This is a genomic window from Streptomyces sp. NPDC087420, from assembly GCF_044744165.1.
Taxonomy (GTDB): Bacteria; Actinomycetota; Actinomycetes; order Streptomycetales; family Streptomycetaceae; genus Streptomyces.
The window spans coordinates 258492-277971 of the sequence record NZ_JBIUXU010000006.1; the positions used below are offsets into that span (position 1 = coordinate 258492).

Sequence of the window (19480 nt, forward strand, 5' to 3'; positions counted from 1 at the left end):
CATGGCGGCTCCGACCCTGACCAGGGCACCCAAGCGCACAGCCAAGCCGCAGAAGTACTCGGTGGACAACCCCAGCAGGCTCCGGCGCCGCATCCGCGAGAACCTCACCGCCTACGCGTTCCTCGGCGCGGGGCTGATCTGCTTCGCCCTGTTCTCCTGGTACCCGATCGTGCGGGGCATCCTGCTGGGATTCCAGCAGGTCACCTTCGCCCGGCCGGCGACCTGGGTGGGCTGGGAGAACTACCAGCGCCTCTTCGACGACCCGCTGTTCGCCACCGCGTGGAAGAACACCGGCTACTTCACGCTCCTCGCCCTCGTCTTCGGCTTCGTCGCCCCGTTCGCCACCGCGGTCGTCCTCAACGAGTTCCGGCACGCCCGGTCCTACCTGCGGATGACCGTCTACCTCCCGGTAATGCTGCCACCGATCGTGACCATGCTGCTGTGGCGCTGGTTCTACGACCCGGGCCCCGGCCTGTTCAACAACGTCTTGGAGATGTTCCACCTGCCGGCCCAGCAGTGGCTGGAGTCGGAGAACCTCGCCATGGTCTCCCTGGTCCTGGTCTCCACCTGGGCGAACATGGGCACCACCACCCTGATCTACCTCGCCGCCCTCGGCTCCATCCCGGGCGAACTGTACGAGGCGGCCGAACTCGACGGCGCCTCCATCCGGCAGCGGCTGTGGCACGTGACCATCCCGCAGACGCGGTTCATCCTCATGATCACCCTGCTGTTGCAGATCATCGGCACCATGCAGGTGTTCGTCGAGCCCTACGTGCTCACCGGCGGCGGCCCCAACGACGCCACCGTCACCGTCCTGCTGCTGCTGTACCGGTACGCGTTCGTCTACAACGACTTCGGCATGGCCAGCGCGATGAGCACCGTGCTCTTCATCGTCCTGGGCCTGTTCGCCGCCGTCTACCTGCGGCTGACCCGCAGCAAGGGCTGAAAGGAACCACCATGTCCGCCCCTGCGGAACGCACCCTCATCGCCCCCACTGAGATGAACCGCCGTGCGGGCCGGCTCCTCTACCGGTTCGTCCTCGTCCTGACTGTCGTCGGCTTCACCCTCGCGTTCGTCTTCCCGCTGTACTGGATGGCCAGCGGGGCCCTCAAGTCCTCCGCGGAACTCGCCGACCCGAACCCGACGCTGCTGCCGCAGAGCTGGCACCCGGAGTCCTACAGCGAGGCGTGGACCAACGTCGGCCTGGGCCAGTACTTCCTCAACACCCTGCTCCTCGCTGTCGGCGCCTGGCTCACCCAGGTCATCGTCGACGTCGCCGCCGCCTACGCCCTGTCCCGGCTGCGGCCGGTACTGGGCAACGTCGTCCTGGGCATGATGCTGGCCACGCTCATGCTGCCGGTCTCGGCGCTCCTGGTCCCGACCTACCTCACGGTCACGGACGTTCCCCTCATCCACGCCAACCTGATCAATACCCCCTGGGCGATCTGGTTGCCGGCCTGCGCCAACGCCTTCAACATCTTCATCCTGAAGAGGTTCTTCGACCAGATCCCGGGCGAGCTGTTGGAATCCGCCCGCCTGGACGGCGCCGGCCCCGTGCGGATCCTGTGGTCGCTCGTCCTGCCGCTGTCCCGGCCGGTCCTGGCCGTCGTGTCGATCTTCGCGGTCGTCGGGGTCTGGAAGGACTTCCTGTGGCCCCTGCTGGTCCTGCCCGACCCTGCACGCCAGCCCATCACCGTGGCCCTCAACCGTCTCGCCGAGTTCATGCCCGCCAACCAGCTCCTCGCCGGCATGGTCATGGCCTCCGTCCCCCTGCTGGTCATCTTCCTGATCTTCCAGCGGCACATCATCGCCGGTCTGACCGCGGGCAGCCTGAAGGGCTGAACCAGCCCGCCCGGCCCGGCGAGAAGCACATCCCCTCCGACCGACCGGCGCCTCCTCGCACGAATCCCGCGCACCGGTCGCCCGACCGCCGACTGGCCTCCGCCTGCCCGGCGGCGCCCACCGCCGGCCCCCGCCGGTACACCCCCAAGGGCTGAGCCGCCCCTGCCCCGAAAGGACACAACGCTGTGTCGATCCACCACGCCAACCCGCGCCCCAGAAACTCCGCCGTGACAGCGGCCCTCCTCCTCGCGCTCACCGGCGCCGCCTCCTACGGCATCGCCGCCCCCCTCCCGGCGCACGCCGCCACCGCCCTCCTTCAGGCCGAGACCGCGACCCTCACGGGCGGTGCCCGGGTCGAGACGGAGCACTCGGGATACACCGGCACCGGTTACGTCGGCGGCTACACCGACGCCAACCGGGGCGCCACCGCGGCCTACACCGTGCAGTCCACGCATACGGGCAACGGGTCGGTGAAGATCCGCTACGCCAACGGCAACGGCGCGGCCAAGACACTGACCCTGGTCCGCGGCACCGCCTCCCAGCAGGTCACCCTGCCCGCGACGAGCGGCTGGACGACCTGGGCGACCATCGACGTGCCGGTCGCCTTCACCCAGGGAGCCAACCCCCTCGCCCTGAAGTTCGGCGCCGCCGACAGCGGCAACGTCAACGTCGACAGCCTCACGGCCGTCACGCCCGACACCACGACGCAGCCGGGCTCCTCCGAGGCCGAGGGCGCCGTCCTCGCGGGCGGCGCCATCGTCGAGAACGAGCACGCCGGCTACACCGGCACCGGCTACGTCGGCGGACTGACCGACGCCAACAGGGGCCGCGCGTCCCTCACCACCACCGTGCAGTCGGCCTACGCCGGTGCCGGAACCGTCACCGTCCGCTATGCCAACGGCAACGGCGCGGCCAAGACGCTGACCCTCACGGCGGGCGGAACCGCCTCGGGGGTCAATCTCCCCGCCACGAGCGGCTGGACGAGCTGGGCGACCATCGACGTGCCCGTCACCTTCACCCAGGGCGCCAACACCCTCACGCTGGCCTTCACCAACAACGACAGCGGCAACGTCAACATCGACAGCGTCAAGGCGAACACCCCCACCACGCCCACCGACCCCGGCCCCCCGGCCCCCAGCGGCGTGGGCGCCACCTTGCCCTTCACCACCTACGAGGCCGAGTCCGGCACCTTCAAGGGCTCGTCCATCGGCCCCGACCGCACCTACCTCACCGTCGCCTCGGAAGCCTCCGGCCGCAAGGCCGTCAACCTGACCCAGGCCGGCGACTACGTCGAGGTCAAGCTCACCAAGCCCGCCAACGCCATCAACCTGCGCTACTCCCTGCCCAACAGCGGCGACGGCAGGGGCATCGACGCCACACTGAGCGCCTACGCGGACGGCACAGCCCTGCCCGACCTCCAGCTGACCTCCCGCTACGCCTGGGTCTACGGCGCGTACCCGTACACGAACAACCCGGGCGAGGGCCAGGCCCACCGCTTCTTCGACGAGAGCCGCGCCTCCTTCGGCCGCACCCTGCCGGCGGGCACAGTCCTGCGGCTGCAGAAGGACACCGGAGACACCGCCGCCTCCTACACGATCGACCTGATCGAGGCGGAAGAGACCGGCGCGGCCGGCACACTGCCCAGCGGTTACGTCTCCGCCGGCACCCTGGGTGTCACGCCCAACGACAACCAGGACGACACCGCCGCCCTGAACACCGCCCTGAACACGGCCAAGAGCCAGGGCAGGGGCCTGTTCCTCCCCGCCGGCACCTACAACATCTCCGACCACGTCAACCTCAGCGGCGTGAAGCTGCGCGGCGCGGGTGTCTGGTACACCGTCCTGCGCGGCACCGGCCTCAAGGGCGGACTGTTCGGCCAAGGCGGCACCAGCACCGTCGAGAACCTGATGATCGACGGGCAGAACAACGTCCGCGACGACGCGGCCGGCCAGGCCGGCGTCGAGGGCGACTTCGGCACCGGATCGGTGATCAAGAACGTCTGGATTCAGCACACCAAGGTCGGCCTGTGGATCTCCGCGCCCACCGACGGCCTGAAGGCCAGCGACCTGCGCATCCGCAACACCTTCGCCGACGGGGTCAACCTGCACGGCGCGGTAAGGAACACCGTCATCTCCAACAGCAGCCTCCGCGGTACCGGAGATGACGCCCTGGCCATGTGGTCGGACGGAGCGGCTGTTACCAACAGCGCCTTCCGCAACAACACCGTCCAGCTCCCCACCCTGGCCAACGGCGCCGCCGTCTACGGCGGCAGCGGCAACAGCGTCGAGAACAACCTCATCTCCGACACCGTCGTGGCCGCCGCGGGCATCACCGTCTCCACACGCTTCGGCGACCCCTTCAGCGGCACCACCACCGTCTCCGGCAACCTCCTGCGCCGCACCGGCAGCATGGAGGTCAACTGGAACAGCAAGCTCGGCGCTCTGTGGGTCTACGCCGACCGCTACGACATCACCCAGCCCGTCGTCCTGACGAACAACACGGTCGAGGACTCCACCTACAGCGGCCTCGTCATCAGCTGGCAGCGGGTGGTCTCCGACCTGCGCGTGAACGGCCTGACCATCAACCAGACCGGTCTCCACGGCATCGAGGGCAACGCCGCGGGCAGCGGAAGCTTCTCCAACACCAAGGTCACCTCCACCGCCGGCGCGCCCCTGAACATGACCGGCGGATTCGCCATCCAGCGCGGAACCGGTAACTCCGGCTGGTAGCCACGGCCGACCGCGGGCCCGGTTGCCTCCTGACCGCCCGGGCCCGCGGTCGACCGGACACGCAGACCCGCGGCCCGGCCCAACCCCGCTGCCGGGCCCGCGCGCCCGTTCCACCACACTCACGAAGGCAGGTCCCATGACCCCGCGCACCACCGACTGGTGGCGTCACGCAGCCATTTACCAGGTCTACCCGCGCAGCTTCGCGGACGGCAACGGCGACGGTATCGGCGACCTGACCGGCGTCCGGAACCGCCTGGACTACCTCAAAGGGCTCGGCATCGAAGCCATCTGGTTCTCGCCCTGGTACCTGACCCCCATGGCCGACGCCGGCTACGACGTCACCGACTTCCGGCAGATCGACCCCCGCTTCGGCACCCTCGCCGACGCCGACGCCCTCATCGGCGAGGCACACGAGCGCGGCATCCGCATCATCGTCGACGTCATCCCCAACCACGTCTCCAACGAGCACGAGTGGTTCCTCAAGGCCCTCGCCGCCACCCCCGGCTCACCCGAGCGCGACCTCTTCTGGTTCCGCGACGGCCGCGGCGAGAACGGCGAGCTGCCCCCCAACGAGTGGCAGTCCATCTTCGGCGGCCCCGCCTGGACCCGGTTGCCCGATGGCCAGTGGTACCTCCACCTCTTCGCTCCCGAGCAGCCCGACCTCAACTGGCGCAACCCTCTCGTCCACAGCGAGTACGAGGACATCCTGCGCTTCTGGTTCGACCGCGGTGTCGACGGCATCCGCGTCGACTCCGCCGCCATGTGCGGCAAGGACCCCGAGCTGCCCGACTTCGACCACTCCGGCCTGCCCGACCCCCACCCCTACGTCGACCTCGACATCAACCACGACATCTACCGGGGCTGGCGGGCCGTCGCCGACTCCTACCCCGACTCCCGGGCCCTGATCGGAGAGGTCTGGCTGGCCGACTCCGCACGCTTCGCGCGCTACCTCCGCGCCGACGAGCTGCACGCCGCCTTCAACTTCGACTTCCTCGGATGCGCTTGGGACGCCTCCGCCCTCCGCACCGTCATCGACCGGACACTCAGCATCCACGCGACGGTCGCGGCCCCCAGTACCTGGGTCCTGTCCAACCACGACGTCACCCGCCACGTCACGCGCTACGGCCGCCCCGACACCAGCACCGCCGCCGGCATCCGCCAGTACAACCCGATCGTCGACGAGGATCTCGGCCGGCGCCGTGCCCGCGCCGCAGCCCTGCTCACGCTCTCCCTGCCCGGCGCGGTCTACATCTACCAGGGCGAGGAACTCGGACTCCCCGAGGTCGAGGACATTCCCGCCGACCGCCGCGACGACCCCATCTACCACCGCACCGGTGGAAAGGACCCCGGCCGCGACGGCTGCCGCGTCCCCCTGCCCTGGTCCGGCACCGAAGCCCCCTACGGCTTCAGCCCCGACGACGCCGCCCGCCCGTGGCTGCCCCAGCCCGCCGCCTGGGCCGGGCTCAGCGTCGCGGCACAGGAGCCCGACCCCGCCTCCATGCTCAACCTCTACCGCGCCGCGCTCGCCCTGCGAGCAGAGCGCCAAGACCTCGGCGACGGCCCCATCCAGTGGCTGCCCGCCCCCGAGGGCGTCCTCGCCTACCGTCGCGGCACGGACTTCACCTGCCTCGTCAACCTGTCCGGCACACCGGTCGAGCTGCCCGGCAACCACGCCGTACTGCTGGCCTCCCACCCCCTGAACGGCAATCAGCTGCCCAACGACACCAGCGTCTGGCTCCGTACCGTCTGACACCCGGCCCGCGCGGAGACCACACCTCACCCGCGCGGGCACCCACAAAGGGTCCGGAGCAGTCCGCCGGTACCCCGGAGCGGGGAGTCCCGCCGTTCATGACGCCGTCGCCGCCGGGCGCGGGCCCGGCCGGGCGAGGAGGTGGGCGAACCGCTGCGACCACTGGGGGCTTTTGGCGATGCCGAGGGCCCCCTCCGCCAGGCGGCGATCCGGATGTCGCCGGTCCCGGCAGGGGCGTCCATGTGCTGCGCGTCCCGCCGGGAGCGCCCGAAGGGCAGGGCGCGGCAGAGCCCCGGGGCGCCGGCGAGCAGTAGGGCGGTACGAGTGGACTCCTGGGCCACCACCGAACCCACGTATTTCGCGTTGATCAGCTCGGGATCGCAGGGCAGACCGTGGTCCAGGAGGTCGGCGGCGTCGTGCAGATCGCCGGCGTGGCTGTTGCCGACGAAGGTCTTCCGCCCGTTGATGACGTGGTCGCGGTGGCTGCGCCTTCCGGTGGTCCTCCATGCCCAGGACGTGCCTGCCGGAGGACTGTTTCGGTGACCGCGATCGTAGGGAGGCACTCGCCGGCCGCGACTGCGGGGCAGCCACTCCCGCTGCCGCTCCTTGGCCGCGAAACGCAGGATCTTCGCGACGCCGAGGATCACGCGGTGCTCTCGCGCGAACACCCCGCCGCCCGCAGGCCGGCGGTCGGCCTGCACGACCTCGATCCGCACGGCCTGCGGCTTCCCGCGGCAATCCGGCGGTGCTTGGGGAGGATGGTGAGGAGGGCCCGCGGTCCGAGGGCGCGGCTCTCAGGCGGGTGTCACGCGCGCTTCGACCGCGGCTGGCAGGGAGCGAACGAGTTCGTCCCCCAGGCCTTCGAATACACGGCGCATGAAGGGGTCGGCGAGCTTGGCCAGACCGTTGAACGTAACGGTGGCCTCGTAGACCACGAGGGTTGCCGCGCCGTGGTCCTTGAAGGTGAGGTCGTCGGTGGAGGTCGCTGTGTCGTTGCTGCCCACGAACGTCAGCCGGTCCGAGTCCATCCGGGTGAGCCGGTAGGTCAAGGAGGTGCGCCGGCCGCGTAGCTCGGAGACGTTGTGCCAGAGAGAGCCCACCTGCAGCGGACCGTGGTCCTGGCGCGTGCACTCACGCGTGCCCGGGTCCCATTCCAGGGCGTTGGAGAAGTCGGCGAGGTAGGCGACCACGGGGCCGAGCGGCCTGTTGACGGTCATCGAGCGGACGACGTGAACCATGGTGGGCACCTGTCTGTAGGGGGACCGGCTCTCGCGGCGGTCATCGCAAGTCAACGGATACCCGCTCAATGCCCCCCGCATCACCGGCAGGGCGCGCTTCCTCGTCCACCAGGTCGAAAGATACGAGGCACACCATCATGCGCTGGACTGGTCGCAAGGCTTGAGAGAGACCGGCCGGAGAACAACACTCCCTCAGGCTCAGGCGGTTATCGGACCGGGGCCGGGCGGGGTGTCGGCGGCGACAACGAGACCGTCGGAACACCCCCGCGCTGGCGGGGAGGACACCCCCGTCGCCGGCCTGGTCGCGCAGGTCAACGGAACACCCCCGCGCTGGCGGGGAGGACTCTTCCTGACCTGCAGCTTAGGCGGTGCTTTGCAATTCCTTGGCCTGCTGCTTCGGGTTGCTGGTCGTCATCTGCTGAGCCTAACGCCTCCGGTGGTGAGGGGAGGCGGATGGCAACGTCGTTGCAGGTCAGGGTGATTGTCAGTGGGGGCTGTTTGGATGTTCTGGTCGGTGCCGTGTGAGGAGGGGGGGCGGGGCGCCTGCGGCAACGTCCTCGGGCGCCGCGTAAAACGGCCCTGTCATCTATGACTGGGGAGAAGCGGTCCATTACCCCCAACACGGGATGAGGATGGGGAAGACCGCCAAGAAGATCGGCGAGGCAGTGGGGATGCCGGGGGCTGGGCCGCAGTGACCACCCTGGAACGCACGCGCAGGCATCGGTCCTTCTTGCGGCCGTGACGCTCGTTTGACGCTCCGAGCACCTGCTGGCCCTCGTTCGAGACCAGAACAGCTCTCTGACCTGCTGTTTTGCCGCCTGTGTCCAGGGTGACATGTTTCCGATGACGCACTGTGTAGAGGCCGGATCGGGTACCTTGACGGTTGCCTTAGCGGAGTTTGGTGGACACCAACAGGGACAATCCGAACCGCCAGGTCCGCCTGAGTCTCCTGGGCTGAGCAAGACCGCCGTCCCGCCACCGGGCCGAAACCCGGCCCGTGGCTCCGTGACGAGCGCGGGCCGTACGACGGCCTGGTGGCCTCGGCCGTGGACCGTCTCGGCCGTAACGTCGCAGGGCGTACCGTGCGGGTGAGCCGGCTCCTGCTGACCATAGGTTCAGGCCGACACGACGGACGGCTTACGGATTGGCTTACTGCCAACTACCGATCCACTTCGCCAACTATCAATAAACACGAGGGCCGAGCGGGCGCAAGCAAGGCAGCGCGCGGTGTCCTCGGCCGGCCCAGGGCAGCCGGTCGGCTTGACGGAGATCTGCCGCATTGGGATCATGCGAAAAAATGATCTTCATGTTCCTGCTGTTGAGGGACCTTCGTTTCTTCTGTGAACAGCATTGCGAGGAGGGGGAGTAGTGGCGCGCAACTCCAACGTGGGCGGGTGGCGTGGCGGCGAGCCTGCGACCTTAGCATCGGTCGCCCGACATTCGGGTGTCTCGCCCCAGACGGTGTCCAATGCGCTGAATTCCCCGGATTTGCTTGCGCCAGAGACTCTGCGGCGTGTCCGCAGGTCGATCGAGGAGCTGGACTACCGGCCTCATCGGGCCGCGCGCTCACTGCGTACCAAGTCAAGCCGACTCATCGGTTTCGAAGTTCAACTGTCCGCCTATGGTGTCTTCGGGCCCGTCGCGGAGCACTTCCTTCATGCGGTGTCAGAATCCGCTATAAATGCCGGATATGGCATACTCCTCTTTACTGAGTCCACCAGTGGGAACGGGGAGTTGGACCGCTACGCCGAACTGTCCCGTGAGCGGTTCGTCGACGCTTTTATCCTGACGAATACCTGCCGGGGCGACCACCGTCCGAAGCTGCTGCGTAAGCGCGGCACGCCGTTCGTCACCTTCGGCCGCTGGTCGGCTCGCGACCAGGATGACTGGGTGGACGTGGATGGCGCTCACGGAACAGCAGCTGCCGTCGACCATCTGGTCACTCTCGGGCACCGAAGAATCGCCTTCCTCGGCTGGCCTCGGGGATCTGGAGTCGGTGACGACCGGGAACAGGGTTGGCGGGATGCGATGCGGCGCCATCAACTTCCCGTGCGCGGGATGCGAGTGAGCTCAGAGGACGATGTGGACGCCGCACGGGAAGCGGCCGGAGGACTCTTCCCGGGGGCTGTTACCGCAGTGGTCGCCGCGAGTGACACATTGGCCTTCGGCTGCTACCAGGCGGTGCAGGACAGCGGCCTTGTGCCCGGTCGCGATGTCGCCGTCATCGGTTTCGACAACTCTCCTGCCGCCGAGCTGGTCTCGCCGAACCTGAGCAGTCTCCATCAACCATTGCGGGAGGCCGGACACGCCTGTGTGCAACTGCTGACAGCCCGAATCGAGGAACGGCAGCGAGACCCGGAACACATCCTTCTCACGCCCGAATTGATTGTCCGAGAAAGCGCGGCAAACACTGCGGAGAGCTGACCGGCAGGGCGGGCCCCTGCGAACGGCGAGGCTTCGTCCCGGCAAGCCGAAGCGGAGCACCATGAATGCGACGTCATCGCTGAGCGGCGACCCACGGAACTGTTGGCGGTGCCAAGAACGCCGGCAGCGGGCCGACGTCTTCAAGTAGCTGGATCGCGTGCTCCTGGCCGAACTGGACGGGGCTGGTCGGGCCCACGACGTCGAGGGCCCGCATATCCGCGACTCGCGACAACTTCCCTTCATCAGCTCAGTGTTCCGGCCTTGAGGTGGGGCCGGACCGCTCAGTGGGTGCTGGGGGGCGAACATGCTGGGCACTGCTCCGGCCGACGCGTCGTTCGGCGAGCCGGAGCGGAAGGCGCCCGCAACTCGTTGTATTCGGATTCCCTGCCGATTGGCCAGGTGGCGGCCCGTCAAGAAGTCGCATATTCGGTCTCCGGCCGCAGCACGAATCGCGGAGACACGGACCCAGGCGTACGCGGGGTAGCGTCAATTCGGAGTAGGTGCGTGAGGTCGAAAGGGGCATGGCCAACGAAGCGTCAGTAACGCGGGGGGCACAACGTGTCCGAGCCCTCCCGTCTTGCTCGCAGCGCCACGCTGGACTGCCGGTGCTGCCCGGACAGCGGTGGACCTTGTCCTCGCCCAGACCCCACTCGTCCCTCGCGGCCAGGAAGCGTCCAACGAGTTGGCTGATGCGCCGGATCCCGAGGAACTCGATCCGCGTTCAGGCGAGGTGACTTCGACCGTTCGCGAGGAGGGTCCGTAGATCGGACCATCCGTGGCCGCCGGGACGGGTCGCCCCGTGATTTCCTCGGACGAGTGACAGGTGAACGGGCACGGTCGCCGTCGTACGGAGTCGATCCGGGGCAGTCGGTGAAGGCGGCGTGGAACCATCCGAGCGAATGCGGGACGCAGATGTGCGAGAGCGATGTCAGTTCGCTGCCCCCGACTGAGCGAGAGTGTGATTGTCTTTCTCCATGGTTGACGCAGCTTTCGGGCATCCGCGCCTCGCCGCCCTTTACGACCTGTTCAATCCCGACCGCGGCGATCTCGATGCGTATCTCGCCATAGCGCGGGAGTGCGGGGCGCGGTCCGTGCTGGACATCGGATGCGGTACGGGCGTGTTCGCGCTGCTGCTTGCCGAACGCGGGATCGAGGTCACCGGAATCGATCCCGCGCGGGCGTCGGTCGACGTCGCGCGTAGCAAGCCGGGCGCGGAGCGAGTGCGTTGGATCGACGCCGACGCCGGGGACCTGCCGCCCCTGCGGACCGATCTGGTGACGATGACCGCGAACGTTGCGCAGGCGATCACCGACCCACACATGTGGCGTACGACGCTGCGCGGCGCGTACAGGGCGTTGCGTCCGGGCGGGCTTCTTGTCTTTGAGACACGCGATCCGGCACAACGCGTGTGGGAGGAGTGGGCGGAGTGGTCGCGCGAGACCACCTACCGCGCGATGGACATCCCGGGCGTCGGCCACGTCGAGACATGGGGCGAGCTGACGGACGTGAGCCTGCCGTTGGTGACCTTCCGGGGTACCCACGTGTTCGCGGCGGACGGGCACGTATTGACCTCGGAATCGGTACTGCGCTTCCGCGAACGTACAGAGATCGAGCAGGACTTGCAGCAGCACGGCTTCGCCGTCGAGGATGTACGCGACGCACCCGACCGGCCGGGCAGGGAGCTCGTGTTCGTAGCGCGACGCGGTACGACGGAGTTCCCCCCCTTGCAGGCGGGACTTTGAAGATGCTCCCTATCGCCTAAGCCAGCATGTGTATTGAGCCGGGCCCGTGCGGTAGCGTTCCCCGGCTCTCTTCCCGCCGCTTGATGAGCGAGGCGTATGCCCCTCCGTGGCGGGCATCAGCGCGATTCGGTAAGGACGGCTCAGCCCCGACGACCTCACTGACTTCCTGCCGTGGGCGAGGTATCGCAACAACTGCGAAAACCAGCCCCGCACCACGGGAATGGCGACCCGCACGAAGCCCGTGACGAGAGCCAACGACGACGACGGGGCCCCAGCCGGATGAATCCGTAACCGGCGGGATGCCCGCCCGCAGCGCGGAGGAGCGCGGACCGCCGGACCGGACTGCGCGTCAAGGCTGTCAGTCGCATCGGCGGCTCTTGTCCAGGACCCACACGAAGTACCACTTGTCGCCGCGGATATGGCGGGCCTCGTTCTCCGACAGGGCGTGGACCACCCCCCACAGGCCGCCCCCCGCGCCGACAGCCGCGATGGCGGCCTGCAGGGCCGGGGCCCGTACACGGCCACGAGGACAGCTCCGACCGAGCCGATCAGGGCACCGCTCGCTGCCACGGCTCCTTTCCTGCGGGCCTTGAGCAGCTCCGCCCGCATGCCGCGGACCTGATCCTTGATGTGCAGGCCCGGTTTCACGAGTTCACGCTCCGACTGGACGGCGTTCAGGGATTCGTCCATGTCGAGGAGACTCTGGCGCAGGAAGTCGCGGAAGGCCGTGTACGAATCGAACTCCTCGACCGTGATCCTGCTGAAGGTCTTGAGGTCGACGCCTTCGACGAAGGGCAGGTCCATCCGCAGGACGGGCCGGACGACTTGGCTCTTCAGCGGCTGTTCCCCGGACGCGTCCACGGCCCTGCCGTCCCGGACGAGGTAGTCGATGACGCCCGTAGGCAGGGGTGCGCGGTGCGGATCCGGCTGCTCTGTCCCGCGGATGTACTGGCTCGTTGTCCAGCACTCGGGCATGTACCAGACCGGTCCGGCCCTCAGCAGATCCTCGGCGTCCAGGATCCATCCGCCGAGCCGGTCCAGGTCGGGACAGTAGATTCCGTACTCGGTCGTCGAGTAACGCCATCCCATGCCGTCCCCCTGCGCTCCGTTGCTCGCGCCGGGCGGCGCCCACATCGACGACCCGACGCGGTGCGGCGTTCCGCCGTGCCCGTGCGACAGCAGCAACGTCTCGGACACCAGGGCGGCGCGCTTGGTCAGGTCGTCCAACGAGACGCCGTCCGTGGCGGCTGCGCGAGGTCGCGGTGCTGATCACGGAGGCGCGTACGGGTCGGGCGGCCGCGCAGCCGTTCCCTTGGAGTCGACGGCCTAGGTCCGCGGTCGTACGGGCTTCGGGCCGAAAGGCATGGGCCCGCGACCGATGTGGCGAGAATGCCTCGTACCTACGCTGACCGAAACGGTCCGTCACGGAGGACGCCGTGACCGTTGGCACGCCACCAGACATGCCATGACGAAGGAGATGCCCGTGCCCGCCGACGGTCAGAGCCACATCCGCGTCGCCCGTCCGTCGCGCGACCTCGCTGCGGCGGAGGAATTCTGGGTTCGAGGTCTCGGGCTGAGCGTGCTGTACCGGGCCGAGGGCGGCGATGCGCCCGGGGAGCACGATCTGCTGATGGTCGGCCGGCCCGACGCCTCCTGGCATCTCGAACTCGTCCACGGGGACGCCGGGTTCGTCGAGCCGCAGCCCACTGTGGAAGACCTGCTCGTGATCTATCTCGACGGGCCGGTACCCGACGAACTGGTAACGCGTCTCGATACACACGGCGGCAGGCGAGTCCCGTCTCCCAATCCGTACTGGAACGCCTGGGGCATCACCGTCGAGGACCCGGACGGTTACCGGCTCGTGCTCTGCACGCGCGCGTGGTCCAACGCCTGAGCCACACGCAGTCAGTCCGTCCTGCGCTCGCCGACCGCTCGCGACCACTCAAACGCGGGCCGCCCGCCGCGTCAGGCCGGGGTGGACCGCTGAGGGGAGCGGAGTACGAGCAGGGTGATCTCGCTGGGGGCGAAGACGCGGAAGGGCGGGCCCCAGAAGCCGGTGCCTCGGCTGGTGTACAGGAGCGTGCGGGGGCCGTGGTGGCTCAGGCCGGCCAGGGCCGGCTGGTCGAGGCGGACCAGGTAGTGGAAGGGCCAGATCTGGCCGCCGTGGGTGTGGCCGGAGAGCTGGAGGTCGACGCCGTGGGCCGCGGCGCGGTCGACGAACTTGGGCTGATGGGCCAGGAGGAGGACGGGGAGGCCGGGGTCGGCGTCCTGGAGGGCGCCGGCGAGGTGGGCGCGATGGCCCGCCAGTCCGGAGGACTCGGCGGTGACGTCGTCGACGCCGGCGACCACGAGGGTGTCACCGCCGCGTTCGAGCAGCAGATGGCGGTTGCGCAGCGGCTCCCAGCCCAGTTCGTCCATCAGGTCGACCCAGCCCTGGGCCTCGCTGTAGTACTCGTGGTTGCCGGTGACGTAGACACGGGCCCGGGTCGCCCGCACGGTCCCCAGGGGGGCGGCCTGGGCGCGACGGCGTTCGGCCGTGCCGTCCGCGATGTCGCCGGTGTGGCAGACCAGGTCGGCCTCCAGGGTGTTCACCGTTTCGCAGACCCGTGCCGACCAACGGGCGCGGTCGAGCGGACCGTAGTGGGTGTCGGTGATCAGGACCACTCGGGTGCCGTCCAACCCGGCTCCCAGACGCGGGAGTCGCACGTCGAGTCGGCGCACGCGCGGCACGCGCCGGGCCTCGGCGTACCCCCAGGCGAGCAGCACGGCGGACAGGCCGAGGACGGCCCAGGTGACGATGCGCGCCCGGTCCTGTCCGTCACCCGCACCGGCCACGGTCAGGGCGAGCCGCAGGAGGACGCCGAGAAGGACGGACCAGGTGAACAGGACCCAGCTGCCGCCCAGCAGCGTGTCCCCGGCGATCGCCGCCCGGTCCTGCTGGCGCCGGCCGTGGCCGCGCGCCATGGCGAGCGGCATACCGATCAGGCCGAGGGCGAACAGTGCGGTGCTGGTCAGGGTGACGGGCAGCGGCCAGTGCTGACCGGCGTACAGGAGGACCCAGCACGGCACGGCCCAGAGCAGGACGGGCGCGATCAGGGGGAGGTGGCGCATCAGGCGCCACAGCCGGCCCCGTGACGCTTCCCGCGCTTCACCGGTGGCGGATCGGGTGTCGCTGGTCTCGGTCACGTTTCCCCTTCTCTGCTCCGGCCTCAACCGCCGGAGCCTCTTCGAGAGCCCATCGTCCACCGTCGTGGAAGGGCCCCCGCGGTCACGCGTGGCCCCCGCGGTCACGCGTCGTGGAAGGCCCCCGCGGTCACGCGTCGTGGATGGTGGTGACGTCGGCGAGACCGGAGATGGTCAGTACGGGTTTCAGGAGGGGGGTGGCGATGAGCTCGATCCGGTCGGCGTGGGGGAACAGCACGCTGAGGCCCGCGCTGTCGAGGTACTCGACACCGGTCAGATCGAGGACGAGGAGGCCGCTCGTGCCGTCGAGGGCGGAGGCGAGGACTTCGGTGTTGCTCAGGTCGATCTCGCCGACCGCGGTCAACAGCGCCGTGCCGTCGGGCCGACGGCCGGAGGTGAGGGTGAGAGGTGTGGTCATCAGGCGATCCTCGTGTGCATGTCGACGGTGGTGCCGGTCGGGCCGGAGGTGATGGTGACGTCGTGCATCAGGGCGTGCATGAGGCCCATGCCCCGACCGCGGTGGGCGTTGAGCTCGGGCTGGGGAGTCTTCCAGCGGCCCGTGTCGGTGATGGTCAGGTGCAGGTTGTCGACAAATGCCTCCGCACGGAAGTACACGGGGGCCCCAGGGGCGTCGCGATGGCCGTGCTCGATGGCGTTGGCGCATGCCTCGCCGGCGGCCACCAGGACGTTCTGTACGGTGTTGGGCGGAAGGTCGCACTGGTCGAGCCAGCCGCGCAGGGTCTTGCGGACGGGGGCGAGCTGGGCGGATTCGGCGGGGAAGGACATCTCCAGCGGGGCCGGGTGGCGGTACAGCAGCAGGGCGACGTCGTCGTCGTAGCCGTCGGCCGGGGCGAGCGAGGCCATCACGTCGGTGGCCAGGTCGTCGATGGCGGTGTTCCGGCCGTCCCGGAGAGCCTGCCCCGCCTCGTCGATGCCCGCGGTGAGCGGACGGCGGCGGCGTTCGACGAGCCCGTCGGTGTACAGCAGGAGGGTCGAACGGGCCCGGATGGTGCACGTACCTTCGGGACGAGGTGTGCCGGGGCGGACGGCGAGGGGCAGGGAACGGCCCTCCTCCAAAAGGCGGGTGGTCCCGTCGGGCTGGACGAGGATGCCGGGCGGATGTCCCGCGCTCGAGTAGGTCAGCTGCCCGCTCTCGGGATTGAGGACCCCGCAGAAGACGGTGGTGCAGACCGCGCCCGGGACGCCGGCGGCGAACCGGTCCAGGGCCATCAGCGTCTGGGCCGGGCGGGCGTCCTGCAACAGCAGGGCGCGACAGGCGCTGCGCAACTGCCCCATGACGGTGGCGGCTTGCAGGCCGCGGCCGACGCAGTCGCCGACGACGATGCCGATACGCCCGTCGGGGAGGGGGACGGTGTCGTACCAGTCGCCCCCGACCTCCAGGGGCCGGGTGGCGGGCTCGTAGCGGACGGCGAAACCGTCGGGCAGGTGGGAGGGGCCCAGGATGGCACGCTGCAGGGCGATGGCGGTCTCACGCTGCTGGTCGATCTGGTGGGCACGCGCCAGGCCCTGCGCGAGGTGACCGGCCAGCAGCGACAGCAGGAGCTGGTCCTCCCCGGTGAAGGGCCGCTGTTCCCCGAGGTCGATCCACAGGGCGAGCGGCCCGTCGGGATGCTCCAGGAGGACCCCCGCCCCCGACGGTTCGGTCACCGGGGCGAGCACCGGGTGCCGGCGCAGCCCCGCGAGCGCCTGGCGCCTGCTCGGGGGCAGGTCCTGCCAGGTGACGCCCTGGGCGGTGGCGGTCATGGTGGGTTCGTCGCCATGGTCGAAGACCGCGGCCATGACCCCCTGGGCACGCCACCGCTTCTTCAGCTCGTCCAGCGCGCCGGCCAGCGCCTCGGACAGGCTGGTGGCCCGGGACAGGCACGTTCCCAGGGCGGCCAGGGCGCTTTCACGCTGGATGGCGTAGTGCTCGGCCGTGACGTCCCGGAAGGTGCCGACGATCACGGTGCGGCCGGTGTCGGGGTCCTGGACCTGGTTGAAGGTGGCGCTGACCCAGATCCGGTGTCCCTCACGGTGGGTGAGGGGGACGGTGTAGCTGCCCTTCGGGTTGCCGACCAGCCGGTCGAAGGCGTTCCGTACCTTCTCGTGGGCCTCGGGATCGCTGTCGGCGTTCGGCCACCACGGTTGCAGGGGCGAGTAGGGCAGCCCCTCGGGTCCGTAACCGAGGATGTCGGTGAACGCCGCGTTGATCTCGATGACGGCGCCGTCCTCGTCGCAGACGAAGAAGGCTTCCTGGAGCGACTCGATCAACGCGGTGCGCCAGCGGGCGTGGTGGCCGCGAAGTCGCGCCAGCCGGATGGCCGCCCGGGCCCGGGCGAGGAGTTCGGCGGCGGCGAACGGTTTGACCAGGTAGTCGTCGGCGCCGGCCTGGAGGCCCTCGATGGACGCCTCCTGCCCGGCCCGGGCGGACAGCAGCAGCACCGGTACGGAGGCGGTGCGCGAGTCGCCCCGCAGCGCCTCGACCAGGGCCAGGCCGTCCAGGCGGGGCATCATGACGTCGCTGACCACCAGGTCGGGGGTTTCGGCGCGGATGGCCTCCAGGGCGTGCCGGCCGTCGCGCGCCGTGCTGACGGTGTAGCCGGCGCCGCGCAGCAGGCGGGTGAGGTACTCGCGCATGTCCGCGTTGTCGTCGGCGACGAGTACCTTGGCCGGGCCCCCCGGGTCGGACCCCGGTTCGTTCATCGCCGCGGGGACCGGTGGCGCCTGTTCGCCGGGAAGCCACCTCAGGGCCTCTTGTACGAACGGGTCGGTGGCGACGGGGATCGCCTCCGTGCCGCTCTCCCGCAGGAGGGCGTCGGCGGGCAGGTGCGCGGATCCGAACGGCAGGCGGATGGTGAAGCGGGTGCCCTCGCCCTCGGTGGACGCGGCGGTGATCGTACCGCCGTGCAGGCCCACCAGTTCCTTGACCAGGGCCAGGCCGATACCGCTGCCCTCGTTCGAGCGGGAGCGGGCCTTCTCGATGCGGTGGAAGCGCTCGAACAGCCTGTCCATCTCCTCGGCCGCGACACCGATCCCGGTGTCGACGACGACCACCTCCGCCGCGGTGTCCGCGGCGTGCACGCTGACCCGGATCGAGCCGTCGAAGGTGAACTTCAGCGCGTTGCTGAGGAGGTTCAGGACCACCTTCTCCCACATGCTCCGGTCTATGTAGACAGGCTCGGGCAGCGGCGCGCAGTCGACATGGAAGTCGAGGCCGGCCCTGTCGATGGCGGAACGGAAGACGCTGGTCAACTCCCCGGTGACCGCGGCCAGGTCGACCGGCTCGTAGCTTGCCTGCATCCGTCCCGCCTCAAGGCGGGAGAAGTCCAGCAGGGTGTTGACCAGCTTGCTCAGCCGCAGCCCGTTGCGATGGATCAGCTCCAGTTCCTCACGTACCTCCGGGTCCGCGCCGGAGAGCCGGTTCCGCAGTTCCTGGACCGGGCCCGTGATCAGGGTGAGGGGGGTACGGAACTCGTGGCTGATGTTGGAGAAGAACGTCGTCTTCGCGCGGTCCAGCTCCGCCAGTTCCTCCGCCCTGCGCTGCTGCGCCTGGTAGCTGCGGGCGCTGGCCACTCCGGTGGCGACATGGCCGGCGACCAGGTCCACGAATCCGCGGTAGTCGTCGTCCCACGCCCGGTAGCGGTTCAGGCCGGCCACCATGAACCCGTACGGTGCGCCGCCCTGTTGCAGCAGCGGCACCACCACCGCCTTGACGGGCGGCTCGTCCCACGCCCCGGTCGGCAGGTCCGGGAACGCGTCGCCGTCGAGCGGCACCACCACGGACTGCCCGTCGGCGACGGAGTTCGTCGGCCAGACGCTCTCGTCGGCGGGGAGGAGGCTTTCGGCGGCGGCAGGGTGGCCCGGCGCGATTCCGGTGGCCGCGGTCAGGTGCGCGCCGCCGTCGTCGTCGAAGAGGTAGGTCAGCGTGAAGGGCAGGTCGTGCCGGTTGCCCTCCAGTTGCCGGCTGGTGAAGTCGAGCATCTCCTGCTCGGTGCGCACCACGCTCGGGTCGGAGCCGAGATCGCGCAGCGTGCCCATGCGGCGCTCGCCGATGACCCGTTCGGTCTCCTCGATGACCACACACAGCATGCCGACGACACGTCCCGCGTCGTCGCGCAGAGGACTGTAGGAGAACGTGTGATAGCTCTCCTCCGTGTAGCCGGAGCGTTCCAGGAACAACAGCAGCGCCTCGTCCCAGGTCGCCTTGCCGGTGTTCAGAACGGTGTGGATGCGGGGGCCGATGTCGTCCCAGATCTCCTCCCACACCTCACTGGCCGGACGCCCCAGCGCCCAGGGGTACTTGCGGTCCAGGGTGTCACGGCGGTACGCGGCGTTGCAGAAGAACGTCAGGTCCTCACCCCACGCCATCCACATGGAAAAACGCGACGACAGCAGGATGCTCACCGCTGTCTGAAGGCTCTGCGGCCAGCCGGCCGGATCCCCGAGCGGTACGGCCGCCCAGTCCACGCGGGCCAGATCGCGGCCGATCTCCTCATCGGCCGTGAACACGGCGGCGCCTGCCGCGGGAGACACGTCGAGCCCCGCGTTCTCGGAACCTGTCACTGTTCCACC

The 19480-nt window shown here is 69.5% G+C and carries 13 protein-coding genes; 7 read left to right on the plus strand and 6 right to left on the minus strand.

Going from position 1 to position 19480, the window contains the following annotated elements; translation table 11 throughout:
* The first annotated feature begins 1 nt into the window (after position 1).
* The 4 genes from ACIO1C_RS14495 to ACIO1C_RS14510 all read left to right on the plus strand — a co-directional run bounded on the left by ACIO1C_RS14495 (position 2) and on the right by ACIO1C_RS14510 (position 6321).
* Positions 2–946 (plus strand): carbohydrate ABC transporter permease, encoded by a 945-nt coding sequence (locus tag ACIO1C_RS14495; RefSeq protein WP_401862718.1) that lies wholly within the window; start codon positions 2–4, stop codon positions 944–946.
* Between the two features lie 11 nt (positions 947–957).
* Entirely contained in the window at positions 958–1842 is an 885-nt protein-coding gene (locus ACIO1C_RS14500) for a carbohydrate ABC transporter permease (RefSeq protein ID WP_401862721.1), read from the plus strand.
* 185 nt (positions 1843–2027) lie between these two features.
* Positions 2028–4571 (plus strand): carbohydrate-binding protein, encoded by a 2544-nt coding sequence (locus ACIO1C_RS14505; protein ID WP_401862724.1) that lies wholly within the window; start codon positions 2028–2030, stop codon positions 4569–4571.
* Between the two features lie 136 nt (positions 4572–4707).
* Positions 4708–6321 (plus strand): glycoside hydrolase family 13 protein, encoded by a 1614-nt coding sequence (locus ACIO1C_RS14510; RefSeq protein WP_401862727.1) that lies wholly within the window; start codon positions 4708–4710, stop codon positions 6319–6321.
* A 26-nt stretch (positions 6322–6347) separates the two neighbouring features.
* Here the strand turns inward: ACIO1C_RS14510 and ACIO1C_RS14515 are convergent, their stop codons facing one another.
* Together ACIO1C_RS14515 and ACIO1C_RS14520 are read right to left on the minus strand one after the other, a co-directional pair.
* Positions 6348–7037 carry an acyl-CoA dehydrogenase family protein gene (locus ACIO1C_RS14515; RefSeq protein WP_401862729.1) on the minus strand — a complete coding sequence of 230 codons (690 nt, stop codon included), beginning with the start codon at positions 7035–7037 and terminating at the stop codon, positions 6348–6350.
* 78 nt (positions 7038–7115) lie between these two features.
* On the minus strand, positions 7116–7559 hold the full coding sequence (locus ACIO1C_RS14520) for an SRPBCC family protein (protein WP_401862732.1): 444 nt from the start codon (positions 7557–7559) through the stop codon (positions 7116–7118).
* A gap of 1368 nt (positions 7560–8927) precedes the next feature.
* On the opposite strand from ACIO1C_RS14520, the gene ACIO1C_RS14525 reads away from it, so the two are divergent.
* Together ACIO1C_RS14525 and ACIO1C_RS14530 are read left to right on the plus strand one after the other, a co-directional pair.
* A complete protein-coding gene (locus ACIO1C_RS14525; RefSeq protein WP_401862735.1) occupies positions 8928–9983 on the plus strand; it encodes a LacI family DNA-binding transcriptional regulator in 1056 nt (351 codons plus the stop codon).
* A 974-nt stretch (positions 9984–10957) separates the two neighbouring features.
* The gene (locus ACIO1C_RS14530; RefSeq protein WP_401862737.1) at positions 10958–11725 is read left to right on the plus strand and encodes a class I SAM-dependent methyltransferase; all 768 of its coding nucleotides are present in this window, start codon (positions 10958–10960) and stop codon (positions 11723–11725) included.
* Positions 11726–11734: 9 nt separating this feature from the next.
* Here the strand turns inward: ACIO1C_RS14530 and ACIO1C_RS14535 are convergent, their stop codons facing one another.
* Positions 11735–12952, minus strand: coding sequence for a hypothetical protein (locus ACIO1C_RS14535; RefSeq protein ID WP_401862739.1), 1218 nt, complete (start codon positions 12950–12952; stop codon positions 11735–11737).
* A 256-nt stretch (positions 12953–13208) separates the two neighbouring features.
* Between ACIO1C_RS14535 and ACIO1C_RS14540 the strand changes: the two genes are divergently transcribed.
* Positions 13209–13619, plus strand: a complete 411-nt coding sequence (locus tag ACIO1C_RS14540; RefSeq protein WP_401863201.1) for a VOC family protein — start codon at positions 13209–13211, stop codon at positions 13617–13619.
* A 71-nt stretch (positions 13620–13690) separates the two neighbouring features.
* On the opposite strand, the gene ACIO1C_RS14545 is transcribed toward ACIO1C_RS14540, so the two are convergent.
* The 3 genes from ACIO1C_RS14545 to ACIO1C_RS14555 form a co-directional block, all read right to left on the minus strand.
* Positions 13691–14911: a metallophosphoesterase gene (locus ACIO1C_RS14545; protein ID WP_401862742.1), complete on the minus strand. Its 1221-nt coding sequence runs from the start codon at positions 14909–14911 to the stop codon at positions 13691–13693.
* Between the two features lie 127 nt (positions 14912–15038).
* The gene (locus ACIO1C_RS14550; RefSeq protein ID WP_161307310.1) at positions 15039–15326 is read right to left on the minus strand and encodes an STAS domain-containing protein; all 288 of its coding nucleotides are present in this window, start codon (positions 15324–15326) and stop codon (positions 15039–15041) included.
* Entirely contained in the window at positions 15326–19471 is a 4146-nt protein-coding gene (locus tag ACIO1C_RS14555; RefSeq protein WP_401862745.1) for a SpoIIE family protein phosphatase, read from the minus strand. The genes ACIO1C_RS14550 and ACIO1C_RS14555 overlap by 1 nt, the downstream gene beginning before the upstream one ends.
* Positions 19472–19480: the final 9 nt, after the last annotated feature.